Genomic DNA, 22,119 nt, shown 5'->3' with positions numbered 1-22,119 from the left:
GGGCGTCTCCTCCTCTCACTCTTACTTCGCTTCTTGTTCTGAACCGTCTGCAGGCTTGTCGCCTACCCGGTCCGTCACGGCCACCATTGCGGTCCGAAGGACCCGGTCGCCGAGCTTGTAACCCTTGCGCATGACCGTCCCGAGTACGGGGTCGTCGCCTTCGCCTTCATGCTGCACCGCTTCGTGGAGTGCGGGATCGAAATCGTCGCCCTCGTTACCGAAGTCGGTCAAACCCAGACCCGTCAGGGTCGTGTTGAGCTTGTCCGCGAGTGCACGCAGTGGACCTGATTCGAGGTCACCGTGTGCCCGAGCGCGATCCAGGTCGTCGAGGATTCCGATGAGTTCGGTGATGACCGAAGCGCGCGCGGTTTCCTTGATGACCTGCTTGTCACGCTCGACGCGACGACGGTAGTTGGTGAACTCCGCCTGAAGTCGCTGCAGATCCGCAGTTCGTTCGGCGAGCTGATCGGTGGCGGATGCTTCCTCCACGATCGACTCTGCTTCCTGAACTACCCCTGTGTCTTCCGAGTCGAGCGGCGGCAGGGATTCCCCCGCCGCCTCTCCCTGTGCACCGGTCTCGGGGTCGACCGGGTTGTTCTCGGAGTTGTCCGAGGTCACTTCTTGTCCGAGTCGGTGGGCTCGTCGACAACCTCGGCGTCGACGACGTCGTCGTCATTGCCTGCGCCGTCGGTGTTTCCGGCCTCGTTTGCAGCGGAAGCCTCGTAGATGGCCTGGCCCAGAGCCTGCGACTCGGTGCCCAGCTTCTCCACTGCGGTCTTCACTGCAGCGATGTCGGTGCCTGCCAGGGCGTCGTTGACGTCCTTGACCGCTGCCTCGACCTTGGTCAGGATCTCCTCGGAGACCTTGCCCGCGTTCTCACCTTCACGCTGCTCCTTGACGAACTTCTCCGTCTGGTGGACCAGCGACTCGGCCTGGTTGCGGACCTCTGCCTCTTCGCGACGTGCCTTGTCTTCCTCGGCGTGAGCCTCGGCGTCCTTGACCATGCGCTCGATCTCTTCCTTGGACAGACCGGAGCCGTCCTGGATCTTGATCGTGTTTTCCTTGCCGGTGCCCTTGTCCTTCGCCGTCACGTGCACGATGCCGTTGGCGTCGATGTCGAAGGTGACCTCGATCTGCGGAACGCCACGCGGGGCGGGCGGCAGATCGGTGAGCTCGAAGGAGCCGAGCAGCTTGTTGTGCGAAGCGATTTCGCGCTCACCCTGGAAGACCTGGATCTGCACCGAAGGCTGATTGTCGTCAGCGGTGGTGAAGGTCTCGGAACGCTTCGTGGGGATGGTGGTGTTGCGCTCGATGAGCTTGGTCATCACGCCACCCTTGGTTTCGATACCGAGGGAAAGCGGCGTGACGTCGAGGAGCAGAACGTCCTTGACCTCGCCCTTGAGCACGCCGGCCTGGAGTGCGGCGCCGACTGCGACGACCTCGTCCGGGTTGACACCCTTGTTGGGCTCACGGCCACCGGTCAGTTCACGAACCAGATCGGAGACTGCCGGCATACGGGTGGAGCCACCGACGAGCACGACATGGTCGATGTCCTTGACGGCGATTCCGCTGTCCTTGATCACTGCCTGGAACGGCGCACGGGTGCGATCGAGCAGGTCCGAGGTGATCTTCTGGAACTCGCTGCGGGAGAGCTGCTCGTCCAGGAAGAGCGGGTTCTTGTCCGCGTCGACCGTGATGTACGGGAGGTTGATGGAGGTGCTCTGCGAGCTGGAGAGCTCGATCTTCGCCTTCTCCGCAGCCTCACGCAGACGCTGCAGGGCCATCTTGTCCTTGGTCAGATCGATGCCGTTCTGAGCCTTGAACTTGTCGACCAGCCAAGCGACGACGCGCTCGTCCCAGTCGTCGCCACCGAGGTGGTTGTCACCGGAGGTTGCGCGAACCTCGACGACGCCGTCGCCGATTTCGAGCAGGGAGACGTCGAAGGTGCCGCCACCGAGGTCGAAGACCAGAATGGTCTGCTCGGTGTCACCCTTGTCCAGTCCGTATGCCAGTGCAGCCGCGGTGGGCTCGTTGACGATACGAAGGACGTTGAGGCCGGCGATCTGGCCGGCTTCCTTGGTTGCCTGACGCTGTGCGTCCTCGAAGTATGCGGGGACGGTGATGACGGCGTCGGTGATGTCTTCGCCGAGGTAAGCCTCCGCGTCACGCTTGAGCTTCATGAGCGTGCGGGCGCTGATTTCCTGCGGCGTGTACTTCTTGCCGTCGATTTCCACGTTCCAGTCAGTGCCGATGTGGCGCTTGACGGAGCGGAGGGTGCGGTCGACGTTCGTGACTGCCTGGTTCTTCGCGGGCTGACCGACGAGAACCTCGCCGTTCTTGGCAAATGCGACCACCGAGGGGGTGGTACGTGAGCCTTCGGCGTTGGCGACCACTACGGGCTCGCCGCCCTCCAGCACTGCAACTACCGAGTTGGTCGTACCGAGATCGATACCGACTGCACGAGCCATAGTGTTCCTACCTTTCGTTCTGCGGTTCTCTGCCCGAGTGGTTGATCTCGAACATGACCGCGAGTTTTTCGCTTGGTGAGCGTCCTCCGCTCAAGTTTGCCTCCGACCGTGGCCGGGAGTCAACTTGAAGTTGAGCCGAGGGCGCTCAAGCTTGTCGAAATGGTCAACTACAGCCCACGTAGATTTGTTCCCGCCTTCCCCGAAAAGCCGAAAAAGTGCGCCACATCACTTCCGAATCTCTCCGAATGGCTACGATCGGCCGGTGACCGATCCCGACAATTCTCCCGTTCGACCTGCTCGACCGGCGCCGGCGCGCCCGGCACCCGAGCGACCCGACGTCTCGGTTCGGCCGCTCCGACCTGCAGCGAACGACGAGATACCCAAGGCCGTGACCTTGTCCACCTCTGCCTGGATCGGCTCGTTCGTCGTCCTGGCCGGTATCGCCGGAGTGGTAGTCACCAGCCTCGACGACGTCCGGTCAGCCCTCGAAGAATCGACTGCGCGCGACAATCCCGGATACTCGTCCACCGACATCTCCGATGCCGTCACGGTCGTCCTGGCCGGCAGTGGCGGCGGCGCTCTCGTCCTGATCCTGCTCGCACTCATGAGCCTTCAACTCCTCCGTGCCCGCAAGAACGCCGGGCGGGTGATGACGGCGATCGTCGGAGCCCTCAGCATCGCGGCCGGACTCGGCTTCATGTCTCTGGTCGACGGCGCCGCGGATATCGGCGCCGGAGTTCTGAGATGGGGTCCGATTCTCTACTGCGTCCTTGTAGCAGTGGCGGCGATCGCTCCGTTTGCTCCCGGTGTCAGCACCTGGCTGCGAGTACGCCGATGAAGGTTCACGTACAACTCGACTCCGCGCCGGGCGCGGGCGCTGCTCGCAGCCGTGGACTCGCGGACACCGGCGCCGGTGGCCTGTTCACCTTCGAGGGACCACACGACGTGTTCTTCCCGCTCGTCGAAGCGGCATCGGCCGTCGACCTCGACCTGATGACCAACGTCGCCATCGCATTCCCCCGCAGTCCCATGCATCTGGCGCATTCGGCCAACGACCTACAGTTGCTCAGTCGCGGCCACTTTCGCCTCGGTCTCGGATCGCAGATCAAACCACACATCGAAAAACGCTACAGCGCAACGTGGTCGCGTCCAGCGGCCCGCATGAAGGAGACGGTCGCAGCGGTCAAGGCGATCTTCACGGCGTGGGAGAACACCTCGACGCTGAACTTCCGCGGCGAGTTCTTCACCCACACTCTGATGCCCCCGACGTTCGATCCAGGCCCCAATCCCTATGGACCGCCGCCCATCCTGATGGGTGCGCTCGGACCGGTGATGACCCGGACGGCGGCGGAGGTGGCCGACGGACTCCTGGTCATGCCGTTCCACACGCAACGCCATTTCCTCGAACGAACACTTCCGGCCGTCGATGCCGGCCTCCGTGAATCCGGCCGCACCCGAGACGAATTCACGATCATCCCGCAGGTCATCGTCGGCGTCGGCCGCGGCGACGATCAACTTGCCGCGGCCGCCCGAGGCGTCAGAGCCCTGCTCTCGTTCTACGGTTCGACGCCCGCATACCGTCCGGTGCTCGACGTCGAAGGGTGGGGCGAGGTCCAACCGGAACTCAATGCCCTGTCGAAGCGAGGTGGTTACGCCGACATGGCATCACTGATCACCGATCCGATGCTGACCACACTCGCCGTCGTCGGCACCCCCGAAGAGTGTGCTGCCGAGATTCGGCGGCGGTTCGGCGAGCATGCCGACGAAGTGTGCTGCTACTTCCCGGGTTACGACGTAGAGCCGGCTGACGTGGCGTCGATGATCTCGCTTCTCACCTGAACCTGGTCGAACTTCCTGATCAGGCCCCCAAGGTACGGGCCAGCTCGGTCAACGACTCCCGGGCAGCACGCAGGCTCGCGTCACCCTGCTCGATCAGCGGTGCCATCGCCGGAATACGCTGCGCCAAAGTCAGTTCCGCGGTGATGACGGAGACATCCATTCCCATCGACACCCCGAGCACCTGAACGAGTGGCGGGACGGTGTGATCGTTGGCCTCGTTCCCCGAGCCCGGTGCATAGGTGTTCCCACGGCTGGACACGATCACCACGGGCTTACCTGCGAGCGGCTGAGTACGCGTGTCGAAAGGCACCGTAGTCCCCAGGACGTGCACGTAATCTATCCACGCCTTCAACGTGGACGGGATCGACCAGTTGTACATCGGCGCGCCGATCACGACTACGTCTGCAGCGGTAAGTTGCTCGATGACCCGAGCCTGTAGTGCTTCCGCGGCGGGATCCGGAATCTCTCCCTCGACCCGCAAACGTGGTGCATAGTGCAGAGCCGCGTCCGCGAGGTGCGGCAAGGGATCCCGGTGCAGGTCCACCGTCACCGTCGTGTGATCCGGACTGTTGTTCGACCACTGCTGAGCGAACAGGGCGGTGAGATCACGAGAGGTCGAGTTGTGGAGTTCGGCAGACGAATCAATGTGAAGTAGCTGTGGCATCCTTCATCAGTACCAGAGCGCGCTCAACTCTTCTCCGCGGCGAGATCGGATTCTGCCGCGTACTGCGCCAGCAGGACACGTTCGCGCTCGCGGCGCGGATAGAAGAACGTCACCACCGCGGCACCGGCACACACGATGATGATCGCCGCGATGTAGGCGTTTGTATCCCCGTCCAGGAAGGCGTTTTTGGCGGCGGTCATGATTTGGTCCGCGTATTGCGGGTAGCGTTCCGCGAGAACTTCGGCGCTGGAGAAAGATTTGGTGAGCGCGGCCTGAGTTTCGGGAGTCACCTCGGATGCGTTCGGCGAGGACGAGATCGCATTCCCCAACGATTTTGCGTACCCGGCCGTGAGTATTCCGCCGAGAATCGACTGCATGATGGCGCCGCCCAGGTCGCGTTGCAGGTCCGAGGTTCCCGACGCCATACCAGCGCGGTGCACGGGAACGGATCCGGTCAGCGAACGCGATGCCGGTGTGCCTGCCAGGCCGACCCCGATCCCGACAAGCGCATAGGCCAGCGCGACCTGCCAATACTGTGTGCTTTCGTTCCACAGGAAAAGCGCGACAAACAACCCGAGAACCACGAACAGGTAGCCGGAGAGCAGCGTGACGCGGGCGCCGTACCTTTCGATCATGGTCGCCGAGCGCGGCGCAACGATCACCATCGCCAGCGCAGCCGGAATGATGGCCGCACCGGCTGCCAGCGTCGAGTAGCCGAGGACGTTCTGCAGGAACTGCTGGCCGATGAACATCGCGCCCATGAGCGAACCGAACACGACCAACCCGCCCACCGCCGCGACCCAGAAGGTCGGGCGCGCAGCTACGTGAAGATCGAACAGCGGATTGACCGCGCGTCGCTGTTGCAGGAAGAACCCGATACCCGCGACGACCGCTATCGCCCCGAGCACCAGAGCCAACGTGCCCGAACCCTTCACCGGCGCAAAGTTGATGGACAGCACCAGCGCCCCGATGAAGACGATCGACACTATGCCGCCGAGGTGATCAACTCGCTCGGTCGTCTCGTTGACGTGCGCGGGCACCAACACCAGCGAACAGATCAGTGCCACGAGAGCCAACGGAAGGGTGACGAAGAAGACCGAACCCCAGTGAAACTGCTCGAGCAGCGCCCCCGAGACGATCGGACCGAGTGCTGAAATCGCGCCACCGATTGCGGACCACATGGCAATCGCCTTGGTCCGTGCCGGTCCGGCCCACAGCGCCGTGATGATCGCCAGCGTGGTCGGGAATGCAAGACCTGCCGAGACGCCTCCGACTATCCGAGCAAGGAACAGCACTTCGAAGTTCCCGGCGAATCCAGCCACGATCGACGCCGGAATAGACAGCGCCATGCCGGTGACCAGCAGCATCTTGCGGCCGTATCGGTCTCCCAACGCCCCAAGGTAGAGCACCGTTCCGGCCAGGCCCAACGAGTACCCGACCGCGATCAGGTTCAGTTGCGTCTGGCTGGCGTCGAAGGCCCGCCCGATGTCCGGCAGCGCGACATTCGCGACCGAGAGATTGAGATTCGCGACCGCAGCGACCAGGATGAGCGTCCCCAGGACGAGGGTGGCTCGATCCGGTGAAGCGGACTTGATGTCACTCGCCATGCGCGTGCTCCCATCGAGGTGGGACCCGAACCTGGGAGTTATGTCCGGGTCATCCCGAACTCAAGATAGAACCCTCTCCAAGCGCTCGCACAGTGAACGGGTCCCTATTCGGGCACAATTTCAGCCAAGACGCCCTCGGCGCTGCGGGCAGCAACCAGGCAGGCGCGGGAGGTGAACCTGTCGAAGAGCGGATGCCTGGACAACTCCCGCCATCGCCGGACAGCCGCGGTAGCCCGCGCACGCTGGACCTCCGGCGATTCTTCCGGTTCGCAGCCCAACCGGTCACTGGCCCGGATTCCGTAGCCACCGATCAGCCTTTGCAGTTGTGCCAGGTCGTCGGGTGGCAGATCTGTGTGTACCGAACGAAGTCGCCCGAGCAGGCGAAGTTCGTGGAAACCGTGAACATCGGCAAGCAACCGTTGTGCCTCCGCCGCGATCAGATCGCCTTCCTCACTCGGATCGGCTTCGAGGATTCGGCCCAACGTCACCAGCGCGGTGTGCGATTTCAGTTGATCCGCGCGCTGCCCGAACTGAACGTCGATCACCTGACGAAGTTCGTCCAGTCCGCTTCGCTCCAGCAATTCGGCTGCCAGACTCGGCGAATCAGTGGCACCCAGCTTTATCGACGTCACGGCGAGGCGAATTCCGAAGAGCCCGAACCGATCGGCCAATTGCGCCCGCATCGCCGCATCGACCGGGAGTGGACTGTCCTGCCTGGCAAAACGATCCGCGGAGAGCAGTGCCAGGCTCAGATCCTCGGATGGAACCTGCGCGAGCGCCGAGAAGGCAGCGAACTCACTCTGCCTCATCGTCCGTGCGGCGAGTGCCAGCAGACCTGCCACGGGAACCACCGACTGGCACAGCCCGGTTCGCTCCAACTCCTCGGCAAATCGTGCCGCGACGTCCTTCGCCGAGGACAACGCGTCGAGCCTGCCTGCGCCGACCTCGTCGGCACGCGAGAGAACACCGATCACTCCGAGCGGGCCGGATTCTCCGCCGACATGATCAGCGATCTTCCCGAGGAACTGCATGTCACTGGCGTTCAGGGCGCGCAGCAGGTAGACCACCGCGTCCGCGCCGGGCGCACCACCATCGGGAACCAGCATGTCCCAGGTTCGGGCCGAAACCTCGGTCGAGAGCGACGACGTACCTGGGGTGTCGATGATCGTCGTACGAGCCAATGCCGAAGACGGCCAGTCGACGTCGATGCGGTCCACCGAGTCTGCGGTGTACTCCCCCAGATCGAACGTGAGTCTGCCGTCGCGGCGCGTCACCGGCACGTTGAACTCGGCACCGTTCTCAGCCGTCGCAGTCACCTGGGGCGTTGTCCCGTTCCGATACCAGGTGACGACGCGCGTGCACTCCGTCGCGTCGGTAGGCGCTATATCCTGTCCGACAAGCGAATTGAGCAGCGTCGACTTCCCCGCCTTGAGGGAGCCGGCGAGCGCCACCCGGAGTGGCTCGCCGAGTCGGGCAGCGCATTCGTCCAACTGGGCTCGCGTCTGCGGCTGGTCCGCGTAGACCCGTCTGGCCTGGTCGATCAGAGCATGTGCCGACTCCACAGCGGTCACGGCGGTCGTGGCACTCATGCGTTGCTCACCTTTGCCGAAGCAGGAGCCGGAGTTTCGCCGATCAACGTTCCGGCAACGGCGTCAAGCTCTGCGACGACGCGCATGTCGGTCTCCAGACGCTTGATACGAGCGGCGTGTTCGCTCGACTCCAACTGCGCGGCTTCCTGCGTGGCGCGGAGGGATTCGTTGATCGAGCGCAGCGCCTGCTCGGCGATGTCGGTGAAATGATCCCGCAGAAGCCGCTGCACCAGGCGGAGGCGGTCCTTCGACTCCTTGCCCACCTGGAAGCTGACGTCGTCGGCGAACCGTCGGATTGCCGCTTTCGCCTCGGCCCGACGCTTGAGCACCTGTGCTTGTTTGTCTTCGCGATAAGCCTTGGTACCCAGCAGAACCCCGGCTCCGATGGAGATCGGGTTGACCAGTGCCATGCCCATCATCGTGGTGATCAAGCCGAACATCAAGACGCCGCCGTACGAGCCGCGCATGCCGACCAGGACCTTCTGAGTGATGCCGATATGGCCGGATTCGAGGTCCGACAACGCGCCAACCGGTTCCAGGAAACCGTCGGTGTCGGCGACGTCGAGATGCGGGAGCGCGACGTCGCCGGTCTCCGCGAAGTGCTGCGCCACAACTTCTGCCAACCATTGAGCTCGATCGTGAGCCCACACGAAGTTGTCACCGATAGCGGTGGCGATCTCCTGTTCGAGCCACTCCCCCACTACGTCCCAGTCCTTACCTGGATCGCCTTCGTCGACCGTCTCTTCGGCCTGGCGGGTGACCCGGCGCAACCGGTCCCGGAGGTCGTGATCGATGTCGGCGGCAAGGTCTGCAATGCCGTCGCCGAGGCTCTGTTGCCAGAGCGAGGTCTTCTTGTGCAGTTCCTCGGCCGCTGCCCGGGCACGCTGCAGGCCGGCGACCGCCGCTTGAGCGGTGGACGGATCCTTCAGCGCCGCAAGCTCACTGCCCATCTCCAACGTCAGATGTGCTGCCGAGGAACGCACGTCCATCGCAACTGCGCGTCGCGTGTTCGACTCGGCACGCGCAACCACGTTGTCCCGCAGGAACTGATAGAGGTCCAGAAATCCGGATTCCGCCTCGAGTTCCTTGTCCCCCAGCCTCAGTGCGTGCGACCGCAGTACCGAGGAGATCGGAATGAGCGGCAGGTCCAACCCGGCGCGCTGGAGATGTCCGCGATCGGCGTCGAGGATCTGTCGCCAGTGCGGGTACAGATCGGTCTTGCTGATCAGACCGGCCACCGCAGGACACAGATTGACGACCTGGCGGATGAATCCCAGCTCGGGTTCGGTGAACTCCTGACTGGAGTCCGACAGAACCAACACGGCATCGGCCGCAGTGATCAATCCCAATGTTCCTGCAGCATGCGGATTTCCATGACCACCGACACCGGGGGTGTCGATCAGAACCAAACCGTCGGCCAACAGCGGACTGGGAACACCCACTTCCACACGCAGAACTTCACGCCCTTCGGCGCGAGGCGTGGCCGGGGTGATCCCCATCAGTTCTTCGAGCGGGAGGGGCACCCGGATGGGCGCCGCACCCGGATCGGCGAGAATCAATTCGGCGACCGCGGTCTCCGCGTACTGCACGACCGTCGCCACGGCAGTGGTCTCGTCGTCACCGACCGAACACACGTCGATGCCGAGCAGAGAATTGACGAACTGGCTCTTGCCCTGTTTGAGGGGACCGACCACCACGATACGAATACGTGGATCATTGACTCTGACCTGAGCATTCTCGAGTCGGCGCACCAGATCCGTGCGCCCGAAATCCTTCGCCACGACGGCTGTTCGTTCGAGCAACGACGCCGTCGACGACGCGACGCGCGCCTTCCGACTGCTTACCTGACTCGCTGAATCACTCATGAGCTACGTTGACCCGCAATTCTTCCCGACTCGAATATCCGGCCCTGCGAACGCATAGCGCACGCAGGGCCGGATTTGTTACATCAGGTCATTTTGACCGATTTCAGTTCCTGCGTCAGCAGATCAGGGATGCAGGTGATCGACAACCGCAACCGGGTCGATGTGATCGACCGGTGCTGCAACCGAATCCTCGGCGAAGAGCGAGTGTCCGGTATCGGCGCTCAGTCCCGAATCGGAGCCCGCACCGAAAGCGTCGGTCGCATCGATCGACGACCACGGGTTCAGCGCACCGGTCAAGGAACTTGTCAGGTCGGACACGCCGCTGACTGCTCCACCGAGGGATCCACCCAGGTCAGCGACTCCGCCGCCGCCAACGGTACCGCCACCGTCGACGGTGCCACCGGCAGCCGCGGCTGCGTCGGCACCGATCGAACCTGTCACCTCGGTGACTGCTCCGACAGCCCCGCCGAGCGATCCACCGAGATCGGTGACGCCGTTCAGTGCTCCGCCGAGCGACCCACCCAAACCAGCCGCAGCGTTCGTGGCGGCGTCGAGACCTGCTGTTGCGTCGAGACCTGCTGTTGCGTCCAGAGCACCGCCCACCGTTGCTCCGAGGTCGCCGGTCACACCGCCGAGGTTCAGGCCGTCTGCCGCGATGCTTCCGAGGTCGACGGAAGGCAGTTCAGCGGAGATCGGGCCAAGGTTCACTGCGCCGAGGTCGACGGAGGGCAGGTCGGCGCCGATCGAACCGGTGTCGATTCCGCCGAGGTTCAGTGCCGTGTCCAGCGCTCCACCGAGTGCGCCTTCGGCACCGAGAACGCTGTCGAGAGAGCCCCCCAGCCCGAGGCCGGCGCCCAGCGCACCATCCAGCGCGCCGGTGAGGTCCGTGCCCACGGAACCGACAGCCCCCAAGCCGCCTGCACCTGCGAGAGCGGTGTCGAGAGCCGCAGCCACACCGGCTGCCAAGCCTGCTTCGCCGCCCAGGCCGAGTGCACCACCGAGGTCGATTCCGGTAAGTCCGCCTGCGCCCAGCGCTGCGTCGAGTGCGCCGCCGAGACCGCCCGCCAGCCCGGCATCGACGCCGAGTGCCGAACCGAGGACACCTTCGAGAGCCGTCGACAGATTCGCACCGCCGCCCAGAGCCGCTGCGAGGTCTGCGCCGAGACCGCCTTCGAGGTCGAGTGCTCCCCCGAGCAGTCCACCGAGTGCGCCGCCCAGGTCGGCTCCGACCGTTCCGCCGGCACCGAGGGCGCCGGAGAGTGCCGCGCTGAGCTGCGCGCCCAGGTCTGCACCCCCGCCGAGTACGGCGTCGAGGTCGAGTCCTCCGCCGAGGCCCAGTGCTGCGTCGAGTGCGCCGCCGAGTGCAGTTTCCAAGCCGCCGCCGACTCCGAGAGCTCCGCCGAGTGCGCCGCTCAGTGCAGCACCGAGATCGAGGCCGCCCGCGATATCGGTGAGAACGCTGACATCCGTGATCGCTCCGAGGACGCCGCCGAGTGATGCACCCAGATCGGCGCCGATCGTGCCGCCGGCTCCCAGGACACCGGAGAGCGCGCCGGACAACGCCGTGCTGAGGTCGCCCGTCAGAGCGCCGGCAAGATCGAGGCCGCCACCCAGTGCAAGGGCGGATTCCAGTGCGCCGGTCAGGCTCGCGCCCAGCTCGCCGCCGATGTCGAGGAGTCCGCTGAGGTCTGCTGCGCCGCCGAGGAGTCCACCGAGAGCCAGTCCGAGGTCGGCTCCGAGGTCGCCACCGATGGCAAAGACGGGTGCGAGGGCGCCGCTGAGCCCCGCCGTCAGGTCGAGTCCGCCGACCGCGCCGATGGCGGCGTCGAGGGCTGCGCCCAGTTCCGCGGTCAGACCGCCGGTCACTCCGAGGGCGCCGCCAAGAGCCGCGCTGAGCTGTGCGCCCAGATCGAGAGCTCCTTCGAGATCGAGTGCACCGCCGAGGCCCAGGCCGGCTTCGATGACGGCGCCGAAGGCTGCGCCGAGGTCGGCACTGATCTCGCCGCCGATGGCAAGCGCAGCGCTGAGGGCTGCTGCGAAGTCGCCGACCAGGTCGAACTGGCCGCCGAGGGCGCCTCCGACTCCGAGGCCTGCACCGGCACCGAGACCCAGGCTGCCGCCGAGGCCGCCACCCAGTCCACCGGTGAGACCACCACCGATTCCGAGACCGCCGCCGATGGCACCCGCAGCGGACGCGCCGGCGTTGACGATCGCGGACAGGTCGGCGCCGCCACCGGCAAACAGTCCGGACTCGGCAACCAGCGGAGCGACGGCGACGATGTCGGCGGGGCTGACGTCGCACAGACCGGCAGCGTTGAGTGCCGCGGTCGGGTTGGCGCAGTAGTTGGCAGCTGCCTCGTCGTCACGAAGTAGCCCGAGGATGAATTCGAGTACGGCGTTCGTTGCCATGGCGGGTTCTCCTGAAGTTCGTTGACCGGGTTGTTGCCGGTGGGTTGTTGCCGGTGATCCGGAAACTGGTGCGCTGCCAGAGGTAGCGAGTGGAATTAACGCTAAGAACTTTTGCGACTGGGGCCAACGGGGAGCACCCCCCTCTTCTGCGTGGACAGACGGGGAAGCCCCCTACGGGGTACGCCCGCTCGGAATAGGGGGATTTGCTCCGATTAGGGGATCGGTCCCCTACTTCGCCGCGACGCCTCCGATCCGGTAACGATCCAGGTCCTGAAACCGACATCGCAGACAACCGCGACAGTCCTTCTGTCGCCCACGACCAGGGGAGTTCGTTCATGGCGGCAGGGCTCGGCATCAGCATCGGTTCGGCCACTCTCGTAGCTGTCACCGACGGCTCGACCGGTGAAACGCAACAGGTCCGCTTACCCAGTGCGCTGCAATTGGACGACGGAACCGTCATCACCGGATTTGTCGAGCGCGTCGGAGACCCGATCCCGATACTTGCCGCCGACGGTACCGAGTACCGCGGCGAGTCTCTCGCAGCGACAGCGGTAGGCGCGCTCGTCGGCCAGGCTGGCGGCGAAGAAGGTCCAGCTGTTGTCCTGGCTCACCCGGTGGGGTGGAATCGTCACACAGCACGCACCATGGAGTCCGCGCTGGACGACGCCGGGGTTCACGGGGCTACTCTCGTCGCCGAACCCGCGGCCGTCATGGCGTGGCTCGCCGCTTCCGGAAACGCTGCCAACGACGGTCTGACCGTCGTCTACGACCTCGGCGCTCGCTCGCTCGACGTCACGATGATGTCCACGACCGGCGGACGAAGCGAGATCTTCGGAAAGCCACTGCGCAGCGAGGACATCGGCGGCGACGAATTCGATCACCTCGTCACCGTGCACCTGCTCGATGCGGTTTCCGACCACTTCGCAGCCCTTGATCCCTTTGCTCCCGAGACGATTGCAGCGCTGGAAACTCTGCGCGAGCAAGCCCGCGCAGCCAAGGAGGAACTTTCCACCGAGACGGAAACCGTTGCTCGCGTGACGCTTCCCGGCGCCGTCAGCGACATTCGACTGGTTCGTTCCGAGCTCGAGGATCTGATCAGGCCCGCCCTCACCGAATCGGTGGCCTTGGTGCGCGAAAGCCTGCGATCTGCCGGCGTCGAGTCCAGTGATGTCAATCAGGTTGTTCTGGCCGGCGGAAGCTCGTCCATTCCCCTTGTCGCCGAACTACTGTCCGCGGAGCTTCGTGTTCCGGTGATCGCCGACGCCGATCCCGCGTCGTGCGCGGCGTCCGGCGCCGCGGCACTCGCCCTCGACGCCCGAGACTCGCACGTGCCGGCCGCCGCCACTGCATTGATTCCCGCCGAGCCGTCGCGCAAGCCCGCACCGGTTCCTGCCTTCTCCACTCCGTTGCTTGCCGAGCCGACAGAGGAAGAGAACACGGCGACTCGACGCTCGTCGAGGGTGGGCGTCGTTGCTGCGGTGGTAGGAGCGTTCATCGTGCTCGCCGCAGGCGGACTCGGAATCGGAACGGCCATGGACAAGATCAACGTTCCGTCCAGTTCGGCGGACACCACCAGTGAGTCCACCTCGTCCACCGCTTCGACCACGCCGGGCTCTACCCCCGGCAGCACCACGGCAGCCGAAGCAGCAGGCAACGGATCCACGACTGCGAACAACGTTACTCAGAACAATCAGCCCGGCTCTCCTGCTGCCGCAGGCGGTTCGACGACGGCACCAGGGGCAGTTCCGGTTGCCGGCGCACCAGCTGGATCTGCTCCCGCACCAGGTGAGACCGCCCAGTCGGCGCCTGCACCTGCCGCACCCGGCGCCCCGGCGCCCGCACCGGCTCCCGCCCCGGCACCGGCGCCCGCGCCCGGAGCAGGCGTCGGAACCGGTATCGGTGATGCTGCGACCGGCATCGGCAACGGTGTCGGCGGTTTGGTCGACGGCGTCGGGGACGGTGTCGGCGGCGTGGTCGGAGGTCTCGGTAACGTCGTCGGTGGTGTCGGAAACGTGGTCGGTGGTGTCGTCGGCGGCGTCACCGCGCCGATCCGCTGACCGGCGGGCTTTCGATGAACCGTGACAGCGGCACCGAATCGTCTTACATTGCAGGACTTTTGCGCGGCATCGACCTGACTGCATCGCCACTGCGCCTGTTCGTCACCGGGACCGACGCCAGCGCTCGGCCCCAAGTGACGAGGGCGGTGCGCAAGAGGATCGAATCTGGTGACAGACCTGTGGTCACCGTCGTCACGCATGACGCCCCGGCCGATGCGATTGTGGTGATCGCAGACGCACAGGCTCTGACCTCCGATGAAATCCGTGCCCTGAACGAACTGGTTCAACGTGACGACCTCGGAGTTGTCATCGCCTCCGATCGGATCGATCCTCCACTCGCACCGATCTACTCGAACATCTCGAGTTTCGGTACCGTCCTACATCTGAACCCGTTGAACCGGTCAGATATTCGGAAGATCGCCGCGGAGCGAAGAGTTCCGCTCGACGATCGTGCCGTGCTGACGCTCGAGCATCTGGCCGGTGGTTCCTTCGGGGCCGTCGAAGCGTATTTCGCCGCCGCCTCGGCGGGCCGCCCGGAAATGGCGACAGCCGTACGCACACACATCCTCCATCAGGTCACCGCTCTGCATCCGATCGAGCGTGAGATCCTCGAGGTTTCATTCGCCGTCCCGGACATCGACGCTTTCGAGCTCGATCTGGGACAGGAGAAGTTCAGTCTCACAGCGGCATTCGACCGAGCACTGGCCACCGGACTGTTCGGTTCGCGATCACCTCTCGTCGCGAGCGTTGTGGCAGAGTCGACCAGCACAGGACGTATCCGCAGCGAGCTGATCAGAATCGTCGAATCACGCGCGAACGCGAGAACCCTCGATATCGGTACAGCACGAAGACTTTTCGACTCCGGCATCCGACACCGCGATCTCACGGCTGTACTACGAGACGCAGTCGACGCGAGCACGCCGGCGGCCGCGGCAGATCTCTTTCGTCGTGTGAATTCGATCGAGCCTCTCGGCGTGGCGGACACGCTGCTGTACGCCCAGGTCTCGGCTCGGAGTGGTGACCTCGACACTGCCTGCCGCCTGGCCGATTCCGTCATCGCCGAACCCGATCTCGACAACGCGAGACTGGCTGCGGCGGTGCGAATCCGCGCAGCTTCGTCCGCAGCATGCGGCCAACTCCGCGCCGCCGCAGATCTCTACACCTGGCTCGGGCCAGGGCGCACCGAAACCGAATCCCCCTTCGCCGCAATCACCTTCCTCGGCATCGGCAACGTCGATGACGCGAACGCGGCGCTCGCCGGGCATACTGGATCACCGTCGAGCTCCACGGTCGGCGCTGCCACACTGGCCAATGGACTGATGCAATCGGTCACGGGGAGTGCACCGAGTGCGCTCAACACGATGTCGCGCGCACTTTCGCTCCCCGGCGGCTCCGGCACATCTGAATTCCAGCCTGATTCCGCCCCGGCGCTGGTAGCTCTTGCACTCCTGCACAACGGCGCCCATGAACGGGCCGCCGCTGTCGTCGCGGCCGCGATCGCCGCCGACGACGCAAGCAGTCACACGTGGGCGCGGCTTCACCTTCTCGACGCGTGGATCGCGATGACCCGTGGGCACGACACTGCTGTCGAAGATCTACCGGAGGAGGTAGTCCGCGGCCCCCTCCGTGAGCGTGACGCACTGTTTCTGCATGCCATGATCGTGGGTCTCGCTCGACGCTCCGGCGATCTCGCCCAGCTGCGGCGCGCCTGGTCGGGCGCAGCCGGCACCCTCTCGTCCTGCAGCGTGGATCTCTTCAATTTGCTTCCCATCGGCGAACTGTGGCTTGCGGCAGTACGACTCGACGAGGCCGAGCAGGTCGAGCATCTGGTCGACGACGCACGCACGCTCCTCCGAGCACTCGGCGAGCCTCCGCTGTGGTCTTCGCCGCTGCATTGGTACGGCGTCCAGGCGTCGATCCTCTCGCAGTCACCGGCCGATCTCCTTCCACACGCCCATACACTCGCGGAATCAGCCAAAACCCACACTTACGCAGCCGGTTTGGCGACCGCCGGACGCCAATGGCTCCTACTCATGCAGGGCAGCGTCGACGCAGACGACGTGGAAGCTGCAGCGCGAACACTCAACCGCATCGGGCTGCCCTGGGACGCGGCCCGCTTGGCGGGCGAAGCAGCATTGCGCACACCGGACACCAAATCGGCCACCGCATTGCTCCACGTTGCGCGCTCGCTACGCACAACGTCGACGGCCGAGACCAATGCAACCGATTCGACCGACAGCGCGGCACCACCGTCGGTACTGACCGAGCGCGAACAAGAAGTTGCCGAACTCGTCGTCGTCGGCCTGACCTACCGGGAAATCGGCGAACGCCTCTACATCTCCGCAAAAACCGTCGAGCACCATGTCGCACGCATCAAGCGGCGCGTCGGGGCGCAGTCTCGTTCGGAACTACTCACCATCCTTCGCAGCATGACACCGCCGAACAAATAGTTAGCTGCATATTGTCCGGAGGGTTGCGTATATCCGTTTAAGTGATAGTTTTCACAGGAATCAGGACATGCATGCCGAGCAAAGTTCGGTAACTGTGAAACGGGGATCGCTATGAAGTGGGGAGTCGAACTCGCCGTCGGCAATAAACGAAGCATTGCTGCGATCGCGAAACCCGACTCGGAACCAGTGATCCTCGAACGCGAATCGGTGCTGCACCACGCTCCTGACGGCACCGTGCAGCTAGGTGAAACCGCGTTGGGGTCAACCGGCTTGCGCGGGTTCCTCGACAGGGTCGGAACTGACGATACCGACAACTTCTCCGAGCACATGACGCGAGGAGAGGAACTCGTAGCGACAGCAATGTATTGCCTGGTCAAGGAGGTCCGAACACTCACTGATCAGAACCTGAACATCTCTGCGGTGATCCCGGCAGGTTGGTCGAGCGATTCCGTCGACGCACTGCGCGGCGCACTCGACAGCATGGATCTCGACGGCGTCGAACTGATTCCGGAAGAGAAAGCCTCTGCGGCCTGGCTCGCGGATCCGGATGCCGACGACAGTGCAGCCCGCGGAGCCGCAGCGTTGGCCGCGCCTTACTCGATCACCTCTACCTGTTCCGAACCCGAACCAACCGATCTTGCCGAGCCAGAGGACACCATCGAGGAGTTTCCGCCGTTCGTCCTGATCGAACCGGAGCCGGAATCCGGCGTGGAAGTACCGGGCACGAAAGCACCGAGCGTCGACGGTTGGCTGAATCGTCAGTGGCGATCAGAGCGCCGACCGATCATCGCCGCAGCAGCCGCCGCAGTCTTTCTGACGGTGTCGGGTTGCGCGGCCGCGGTCATCATCGGACACACTCCGACCATTTCAGCGCCCGGGATTCTCGACGCACAATCTCCCCTGCCCACCGGCACCACGCCCGCCACTGCGGCGAGTCAGCCCGGCACGGTTTCGCACTCAGCGACCTCGCTCCCGTCGGAAGTACCCGCTCTCGGCGCGCAGCCGACGGCGCAGTCGTGGTCATCCGACGCGGAATCGACCTCATCCGAATCCCAGCCCATCCCGGCGAGTCCGGGCACCGGTACCGAGAAATCCACTACGGCGAACGTCCCCGCGCAACAGGGATCGCCGATCACCATCCAGCTCGACCCCCTTCGGATCGAGAACCTGCCGCCGGTCGTCGGACCGCTGAATCCGGTCGATCCGGCTACCCCGGACACTCCCGCCGTGACCGACCCCACCGATACACAGACAACGCCGACGCAGCCCTCCAACCCGACCGACACAACCGATCCGGTGGTGCCGAATCCCGACATGCCCGTCATGCCATTGGCCCCGAGACCCGGAATGCCAAGTTAGACAGAACGATTGAACAGCCAGACAGGAGGCGCATATTCCTCGTCGAAACTTTTCCCCTATGGTGGGTGCGGTACCTACCGGCTCGGTGCCGGGGACTTGAAGGGATTTCATGCGTAACTCGTTGGCGATCCGCACCGCTGTGGTCGGCGCCTCGGCACTACTGCTCGCAGCTCCATTCACCACGACGGCATCGGCAGAGCCCGCCTCCGACACGCATGTCGAACAGCTCGAAGCCGACCAGCTTCCGGCTGAGCTGGTCGAGGCGATCACACGCGATCTGAAGATCTCCCCACAGGAGTATCTCGACCGCGCTGCCAAAGCTCAGGAACTCGGCGCGTACGCCCAGGAATTCAAGTCCGAGCGCCCCGGCGACTACGCCGGATCGTGGATGGGACTCGACGGTCAACCCGTCGTAGCCGTCACCACCACCGAAGCTGCTCGAATCGCGGCCGACGACGGATACCGCACCCACGTCGCCCCCGTCTCCGCCGACACCCTCGAGAAGACGCTGGCCGACGTCAACGGATGGATCGCCGGGCTGCCCAAGGAAATATCACGCGCAGTCAATTCGGCGACCATCGACGTCTTGAACAATCAGGTCGTCATCGACGTTGCGAACAGCCCCGTCGGGCAGGCACTCAATCTTCCGACCCTGCTCGAGAACACCAAGATCGTTCTCAGCCCGGACGGTGGCGGATCGGTTGATCCCGGAGCGCTCGGCGGCGACACCTACATCACGTCGACGGGACCCATTCGCGAGACGCCGACCGAGAACATCTCGGTCTGCTCGTTCGGGTTCAACGCCGTCGACGATCAGAACAATGCACTCAATATCAGTGCCGGACACTGCAATCCGGCCGAGGGCTCGAAGTCGCCGGTCTACCTGCCGAATCACGCGAACGTCGACGACAGTCAGTTGATCGGCGCGTTCTCACAGTCTTCCGTCGGCAACAACGCCGGTGATCTCGATTACTCGGTCATCAAGTTCGACCAGTCGGGCATCGACGCGGGCCTCGACCGCGCTGCCGTCCGCGGTGCCAACGGGACCACCCTCGCGATCACCGGAACAGCACGTCCCGTGATCGGCGCTCCCATCTGCAAGTCGGGTCAGACGTCGTCCTTCACCTGTGGCGTCGTGGCAGCCGATCGCGTCGAAACACAACTGGTCATGGCTGACGGCGATTCACGAACCGTCCGCGGGTTCGCCGGTACCGCGTGCACCCTCGCCGGTGACAGTGGCGGCGCCATCGTCTCCGGAACCCTGGCGCTGGGCATCACCAGTGGTTCCAACAGCAGCGGCGCACCCAGTTGCAACGAAGCGAACCTGGTACTCGCGACCTCCGGTGGAACCTCGAATCTGGGTATCCCGGTCGGAGACATCCTCGACGCTGCAGATCGCGCATCCGGCGGCGGTGTCGGTTCCGGAATCCGCGTTCGCACTGCGGGTTGACCAACGCCTGATTCACGCACTGTGCCCGCCGATCTGTTCTGATCGGCGGGCACAGTGCTGTTGTCGGTCGGGGTCAGCGCTGTTTGCTCATGTAACGGGTGGGAATAGCGCGTTCGAACCCATATAGTCATGGTCGACTGTGATCGGCTCACCACAAGTCCGTGAGCCGTATCCGTGTGCTCCCAGGGGGGTGGTACGCGGTCAACGAAGTGGAAAGGCCCACATGCGAAGCTCCATCGCACGTCGCGCCGCAGTGTTCGGTTCGGCCGCGCTGCTGCTCCTCGGACCGATTACCGCGGTCGCGAACGCAGAACCGAATGAATCCGGGGTATCCGATCAGGCAGCCCATCTGCCCGTCGAACTCGCCGAAGCCCTACAGCACGACTTGGCGCTGACGCCCGACCAGTTCGTCTCGCGTTCCGAACTCGCGCAGAAGCTCGCAGAGTTCGCCGCCATCGCGCGCGTCCAGTTTCCCGACTCTTTTGCCGGCGTGTGGCTCGACGACCTCGGCAAGGGCATCGTCGCTCTCGCTGACGGTCGCGACAAGGATGCTGCCCGCGAGGCCGCCGAGAAGGCCGGCTTCGAGGTCAAGGACGTCGCGCAGAGCGAGCAGGCTCTGCAAGGTCAACTCTCGGCACTCAACACCTGGCTCGATTCGCAGCCTGCCGAGGTCGCAGACCTCGTGCGTGGCATCGCCGTCGACGTGGTCGGCAACGGAGTCGCCCTCACCGCCGATCCTGCCGCCGGCATCGAATTGCCTGAGTTCCTGAAGCGGACCGTCGTCCACACCGCTGCTCCGCTACTGGTTCCCCCGATCGTCGCGGACCTCATTCCCGCAACCGGATCCGCAACCGGCGACGCTGCACTGGGCGGAGACGCCTTCGGCGCAACCTCCGGTAACACCGGACTGCGTTGTTCATTCGGCTTCAACGGCACCGACGGTTCAGGACGCACGGTCAACATCAGCGCCGGTCACTGCGATCCCAACCGTGCCGCTGCCGGCACCTCGAACTCCAGCCAGGTCTTCCCGATGGTGAACAACCAGACCGGGCCCCGCGTCGGATACTTCGCCAAGAGCAGCTTCGACGGGCGTGACTACTCGATCATCAACATCGACGACAACGCGAAGTACCGCTTCGAGAACAACAGCGTGCGGGTCCCGTTCAACCGTTCGGTCAACATCACCGGTACCGCCGATCCCATTGTGGGCGCCCCGGTCTGCAAGGCAGGATCGACCACAGGCTTCAGCTGCGGCGTCGTCACCGGCGTCAACCGCGTCGCCAAGGTCTTGGATCACACCCTCGACAACGGCTTCACCACCAACATCTGCGTCCTGCAGGGTGACAGCGGTGGCCCCATCGTCTCCGGAACATTGGCAGTGGGCATCACGAGTGCGTCCAACGTCGCCACCTCTCCCCTGTGCGAGATCGCTCAGGCCGAGACGTTGTTCGGACAAGAAGCACCGACGCAGTACGCGACGCCGATCAACGACATCCTCGCCGCCAATCCAGGCCTGAAGGTTCGCGACTACTGATCGCACGCATTCCCCGAGACAGCAAAACGGGCGCCACACCTTTCGAAGGTGTGGCGCCCGTTTCGGCGTTCGTGACGTCTAACCGGAAGCGCTGCTTACTGGAAGAGAGTTGTTCCGGCCGGAGCGTTCAGGACCTGGATCAGGTCCATCCCCGCGACGATTGCGGTTCCGCCGCCGGCGAGGATCGTACCGGCGACTCCACCGATACCGGCACCGGTGACCATGCCGGGGAGGCAGCCGATAACCAGGCCGGGCAGACCCACGATGCAACCGATGACTGCACCGACGATCGTGCCGGTGAGGCTACCGATCTGCGTGGCAAGCCCGAGCTGTGACTGGAACTTCTCGATTGCCTTCTGATCCTCGTCAGGCGAAGCAACCGGGGTGAACTCGGCAGCGACCGGCTTCGGCTTGGAGCTGGCCGGGTCCAGGTTCGGCTTGAGGGTGAGGGTCTTGCCGTCCTCACTGATGGTCTCGTCGAACGGGAACTGAACGTCCCCGAGGTTGAACGCGAGCGGCAGGCTCACGAGAGTTGCGCCCTGGCTGTTCTGCAAGTCGACGTGTGTGCCGTCACCCGATACCCGGAATGCCCCGGCATCGATGGTGGTGACAACAGCCTGGTCGACGACCTCGGCGGTGTACGAAACGTCGGGTGACGTCTCCGGAGCTGCGTAAGAAGTACCTGCAGCGATGCCCGTAGCGGCAATGGTCATCGCTGCGATGGCCGCAGCTTTACGAATGAACATTTTTGATCCTCCCCGGGAGCGAGCGGGCGCAAGTCGATGACTCACACCACCCGTTTCCCCTGTGCGTGACGGGCGTAACGAT

Annotated in this window: 15 protein-coding genes; 7 read left to right on the top strand and 8 right to left on the bottom strand. The window is 64.5% G+C overall.

Annotated elements, in window-relative coordinates; translation table 11 throughout:
• Positions 1 to 21: 21 nt before the first annotated feature.
• Both grpE and dnaK read right to left on the bottom strand, forming a co-directional pair.
• Positions 22 to 618, bottom strand: coding sequence for a nucleotide exchange factor GrpE (gene grpE / locus ACKAMS_RS25355; RefSeq protein ID WP_408989749.1), 597 nt, complete (start codon positions 616 to 618; stop codon positions 22 to 24).
• Complete coding sequence (dnaK, locus tag ACKAMS_RS25350) at positions 615 to 2,468, bottom strand: molecular chaperone DnaK (protein ID WP_019749384.1); 1,854 nt, start codon at positions 2,466 to 2,468, stop codon at positions 615 to 617. Before dnaK ends, grpE begins: the two co-directional genes overlap by 4 nt.
• A gap of 262 nt (positions 2,469 to 2,730) precedes the next feature.
• On the opposite strand from dnaK, the gene ACKAMS_RS25345 reads away from it, so the two are divergent.
• A complete protein-coding gene (locus ACKAMS_RS25345; RefSeq protein ID WP_021343221.1) occupies positions 2,731 to 3,306 on the top strand; it encodes a hypothetical protein in 576 nt (191 codons plus the stop codon).
• A complete protein-coding gene (locus ACKAMS_RS25340) occupies positions 3,303 to 4,307 on the top strand; it encodes a TIGR03617 family F420-dependent LLM class oxidoreductase (RefSeq protein ID WP_182261666.1) in 1,005 nt (334 codons plus the stop codon). The genes ACKAMS_RS25345 and ACKAMS_RS25340 overlap by 4 nt, the downstream gene beginning before the upstream one ends.
• A gap of 19 nt (positions 4,308 to 4,326) precedes the next feature.
• On the opposite strand, the gene ACKAMS_RS25335 is transcribed toward ACKAMS_RS25340, so the two are convergent.
• From ACKAMS_RS25335 to ACKAMS_RS25315, 5 genes are all read right to left on the bottom strand, one after another.
• On the bottom strand, positions 4,327 to 4,971 hold the full coding sequence (locus ACKAMS_RS25335) for an FMN-dependent NADH-azoreductase (protein ID WP_019749381.1): 645 nt from the start codon (positions 4,969 to 4,971) through the stop codon (positions 4,327 to 4,329).
• A gap of 23 nt (positions 4,972 to 4,994) precedes the next feature.
• Entirely contained in the window at positions 4,995 to 6,578 is a 1,584-nt protein-coding gene (locus ACKAMS_RS25330) for an MFS transporter (protein WP_019749380.1), read from the bottom strand.
• A gap of 104 nt (positions 6,579 to 6,682) precedes the next feature.
• Positions 6,683 to 8,167, bottom strand: a complete 1,485-nt coding sequence (locus ACKAMS_RS25325; RefSeq protein ID WP_021334269.1) for a dynamin family protein — start codon at positions 8,165 to 8,167, stop codon at positions 6,683 to 6,685.
• Entirely contained in the window at positions 8,164 to 10,032 is a 1,869-nt protein-coding gene (locus ACKAMS_RS25320) for a dynamin family protein (protein WP_408989748.1), read from the bottom strand. The genes ACKAMS_RS25325 and ACKAMS_RS25320 overlap by 4 nt, the downstream gene beginning before the upstream one ends.
• Positions 10,033 to 10,155: 123 nt before the next feature.
• Entirely contained in the window at positions 10,156 to 12,441 is a 2,286-nt protein-coding gene (locus tag ACKAMS_RS25315; protein WP_408989747.1) for an IniB N-terminal domain-containing protein, read from the bottom strand.
• 335 nt (positions 12,442 to 12,776) lie between these two features.
• Between ACKAMS_RS25315 and ACKAMS_RS25310 the strand changes: the two genes are divergently transcribed.
• The 5 genes from ACKAMS_RS25310 to ACKAMS_RS25290 all read left to right on the top strand — a co-directional run bounded on the left by ACKAMS_RS25310 (position 12,777) and on the right by ACKAMS_RS25290 (position 21,291).
• Positions 12,777 to 14,498, top strand: coding sequence for an Hsp70 family protein (locus ACKAMS_RS25310; RefSeq protein WP_408989746.1), 1,722 nt, complete (start codon positions 12,777 to 12,779; stop codon positions 14,496 to 14,498).
• A gap of 14 nt (positions 14,499 to 14,512) precedes the next feature.
• Entirely contained in the window at positions 14,513 to 16,948 is a 2,436-nt protein-coding gene (locus ACKAMS_RS25305; protein ID WP_029254720.1) for a LuxR C-terminal-related transcriptional regulator, read from the top strand.
• A 111-nt stretch (positions 16,949 to 17,059) separates the two neighbouring features.
• Positions 17,060 to 18,307, top strand: coding sequence for a hypothetical protein (locus ACKAMS_RS25300; protein WP_020968770.1), 1,248 nt, complete (start codon positions 17,060 to 17,062; stop codon positions 18,305 to 18,307).
• A gap of 109 nt (positions 18,308 to 18,416) precedes the next feature.
• A complete protein-coding gene (locus ACKAMS_RS25295; RefSeq protein WP_019749373.1) occupies positions 18,417 to 19,757 on the top strand; it encodes a S1 family peptidase in 1,341 nt (446 codons plus the stop codon).
• Between the two features lie 223 nt (positions 19,758 to 19,980).
• The gene (locus ACKAMS_RS25290) at positions 19,981 to 21,291 is read left to right on the top strand and encodes a S1 family peptidase (RefSeq protein WP_029254718.1); all 1,311 of its coding nucleotides are present in this window, start codon (positions 19,981 to 19,983) and stop codon (positions 21,289 to 21,291) included.
• Positions 21,292 to 21,386: 95 nt separating this feature from the next.
• Here ACKAMS_RS25290 and ACKAMS_RS25285 read toward each other — a convergent pair whose 3' ends face one another.
• Positions 21,387 to 22,037, bottom strand: a complete 651-nt coding sequence (locus tag ACKAMS_RS25285) for a glycine zipper family protein (protein WP_029538545.1) — start codon at positions 22,035 to 22,037, stop codon at positions 21,387 to 21,389.
• Positions 22,038 to 22,119 lie beyond the last annotated feature (82 nt).

Source organism: Rhodococcus sp. 5A-K4, assembly GCF_046097995.1.
Classification (GTDB): domain Bacteria; phylum Actinomycetota; class Actinomycetes; order Mycobacteriales; family Mycobacteriaceae; genus Rhodococcus_F; species Rhodococcus_F erythropolis.
This window is presented reverse-complemented; position numbering and strand designations above follow the sequence as displayed.

Coding starts and splice junctions, on each gene's coding strand:
- ACKAMS_RS25290 (WP_029254718.1), top strand. CDS start 19,981: ATGCGAAGCTCCATCGCACGTCGCGCCGCAGTGTTCGGTTCGGCCGCG.
- ACKAMS_RS25310 (WP_408989746.1), top strand. CDS start 12,777: ATGGCGGCAGGGCTCGGCATCAGCATCGGTTCGGCCACTCTCGTAGCT.
- ACKAMS_RS25305 (WP_029254720.1), top strand. CDS start 14,513: ATGAACCGTGACAGCGGCACCGAATCGTCTTACATTGCAGGACTTTTG.
- ACKAMS_RS25295 (WP_019749373.1), top strand. CDS start 18,417: ATGCGTAACTCGTTGGCGATCCGCACCGCTGTGGTCGGCGCCTCGGCA.
- ACKAMS_RS25330 (WP_019749380.1), bottom strand. CDS start 6,578: ATGGCGAGTGACATCAAGTCCGCTTCACCGGATCGAGCCACCCTCGTC.
- dnaK (WP_019749384.1), bottom strand. CDS start 2,468: ATGGCTCGTGCAGTCGGTATCGATCTCGGTACGACCAACTCGGTAGTT.
- ACKAMS_RS25285 (WP_029538545.1), bottom strand. CDS start 22,037: ATGTTCATTCGTAAAGCTGCGGCCATCGCAGCGATGACCATTGCCGCT.
- ACKAMS_RS25325 (WP_021334269.1), bottom strand. CDS start 8,167: ATGAGTGCCACGACCGCCGTGACCGCTGTGGAGTCGGCACATGCTCTG.
- ACKAMS_RS25335 (WP_019749381.1), bottom strand. CDS start 4,971: ATGCCACAGCTACTTCACATTGATTCGTCTGCCGAACTCCACAACTCG.
- ACKAMS_RS25340 (WP_182261666.1), top strand. CDS start 3,303: ATGAAGGTTCACGTACAACTCGACTCCGCGCCGGGCGCGGGCGCTGCT.
- ACKAMS_RS25300 (WP_020968770.1), top strand. CDS start 17,060: ATGAAGTGGGGAGTCGAACTCGCCGTCGGCAATAAACGAAGCATTGCT.
- ACKAMS_RS25320 (WP_408989748.1), bottom strand. CDS start 10,032: ATGAGTGATTCAGCGAGTCAGGTAAGCAGTCGGAAGGCGCGCGTCGCG.
- ACKAMS_RS25315 (WP_408989747.1), bottom strand. CDS start 12,441: ATGGCAACGAACGCCGTACTCGAATTCATCCTCGGGCTACTTCGTGAC.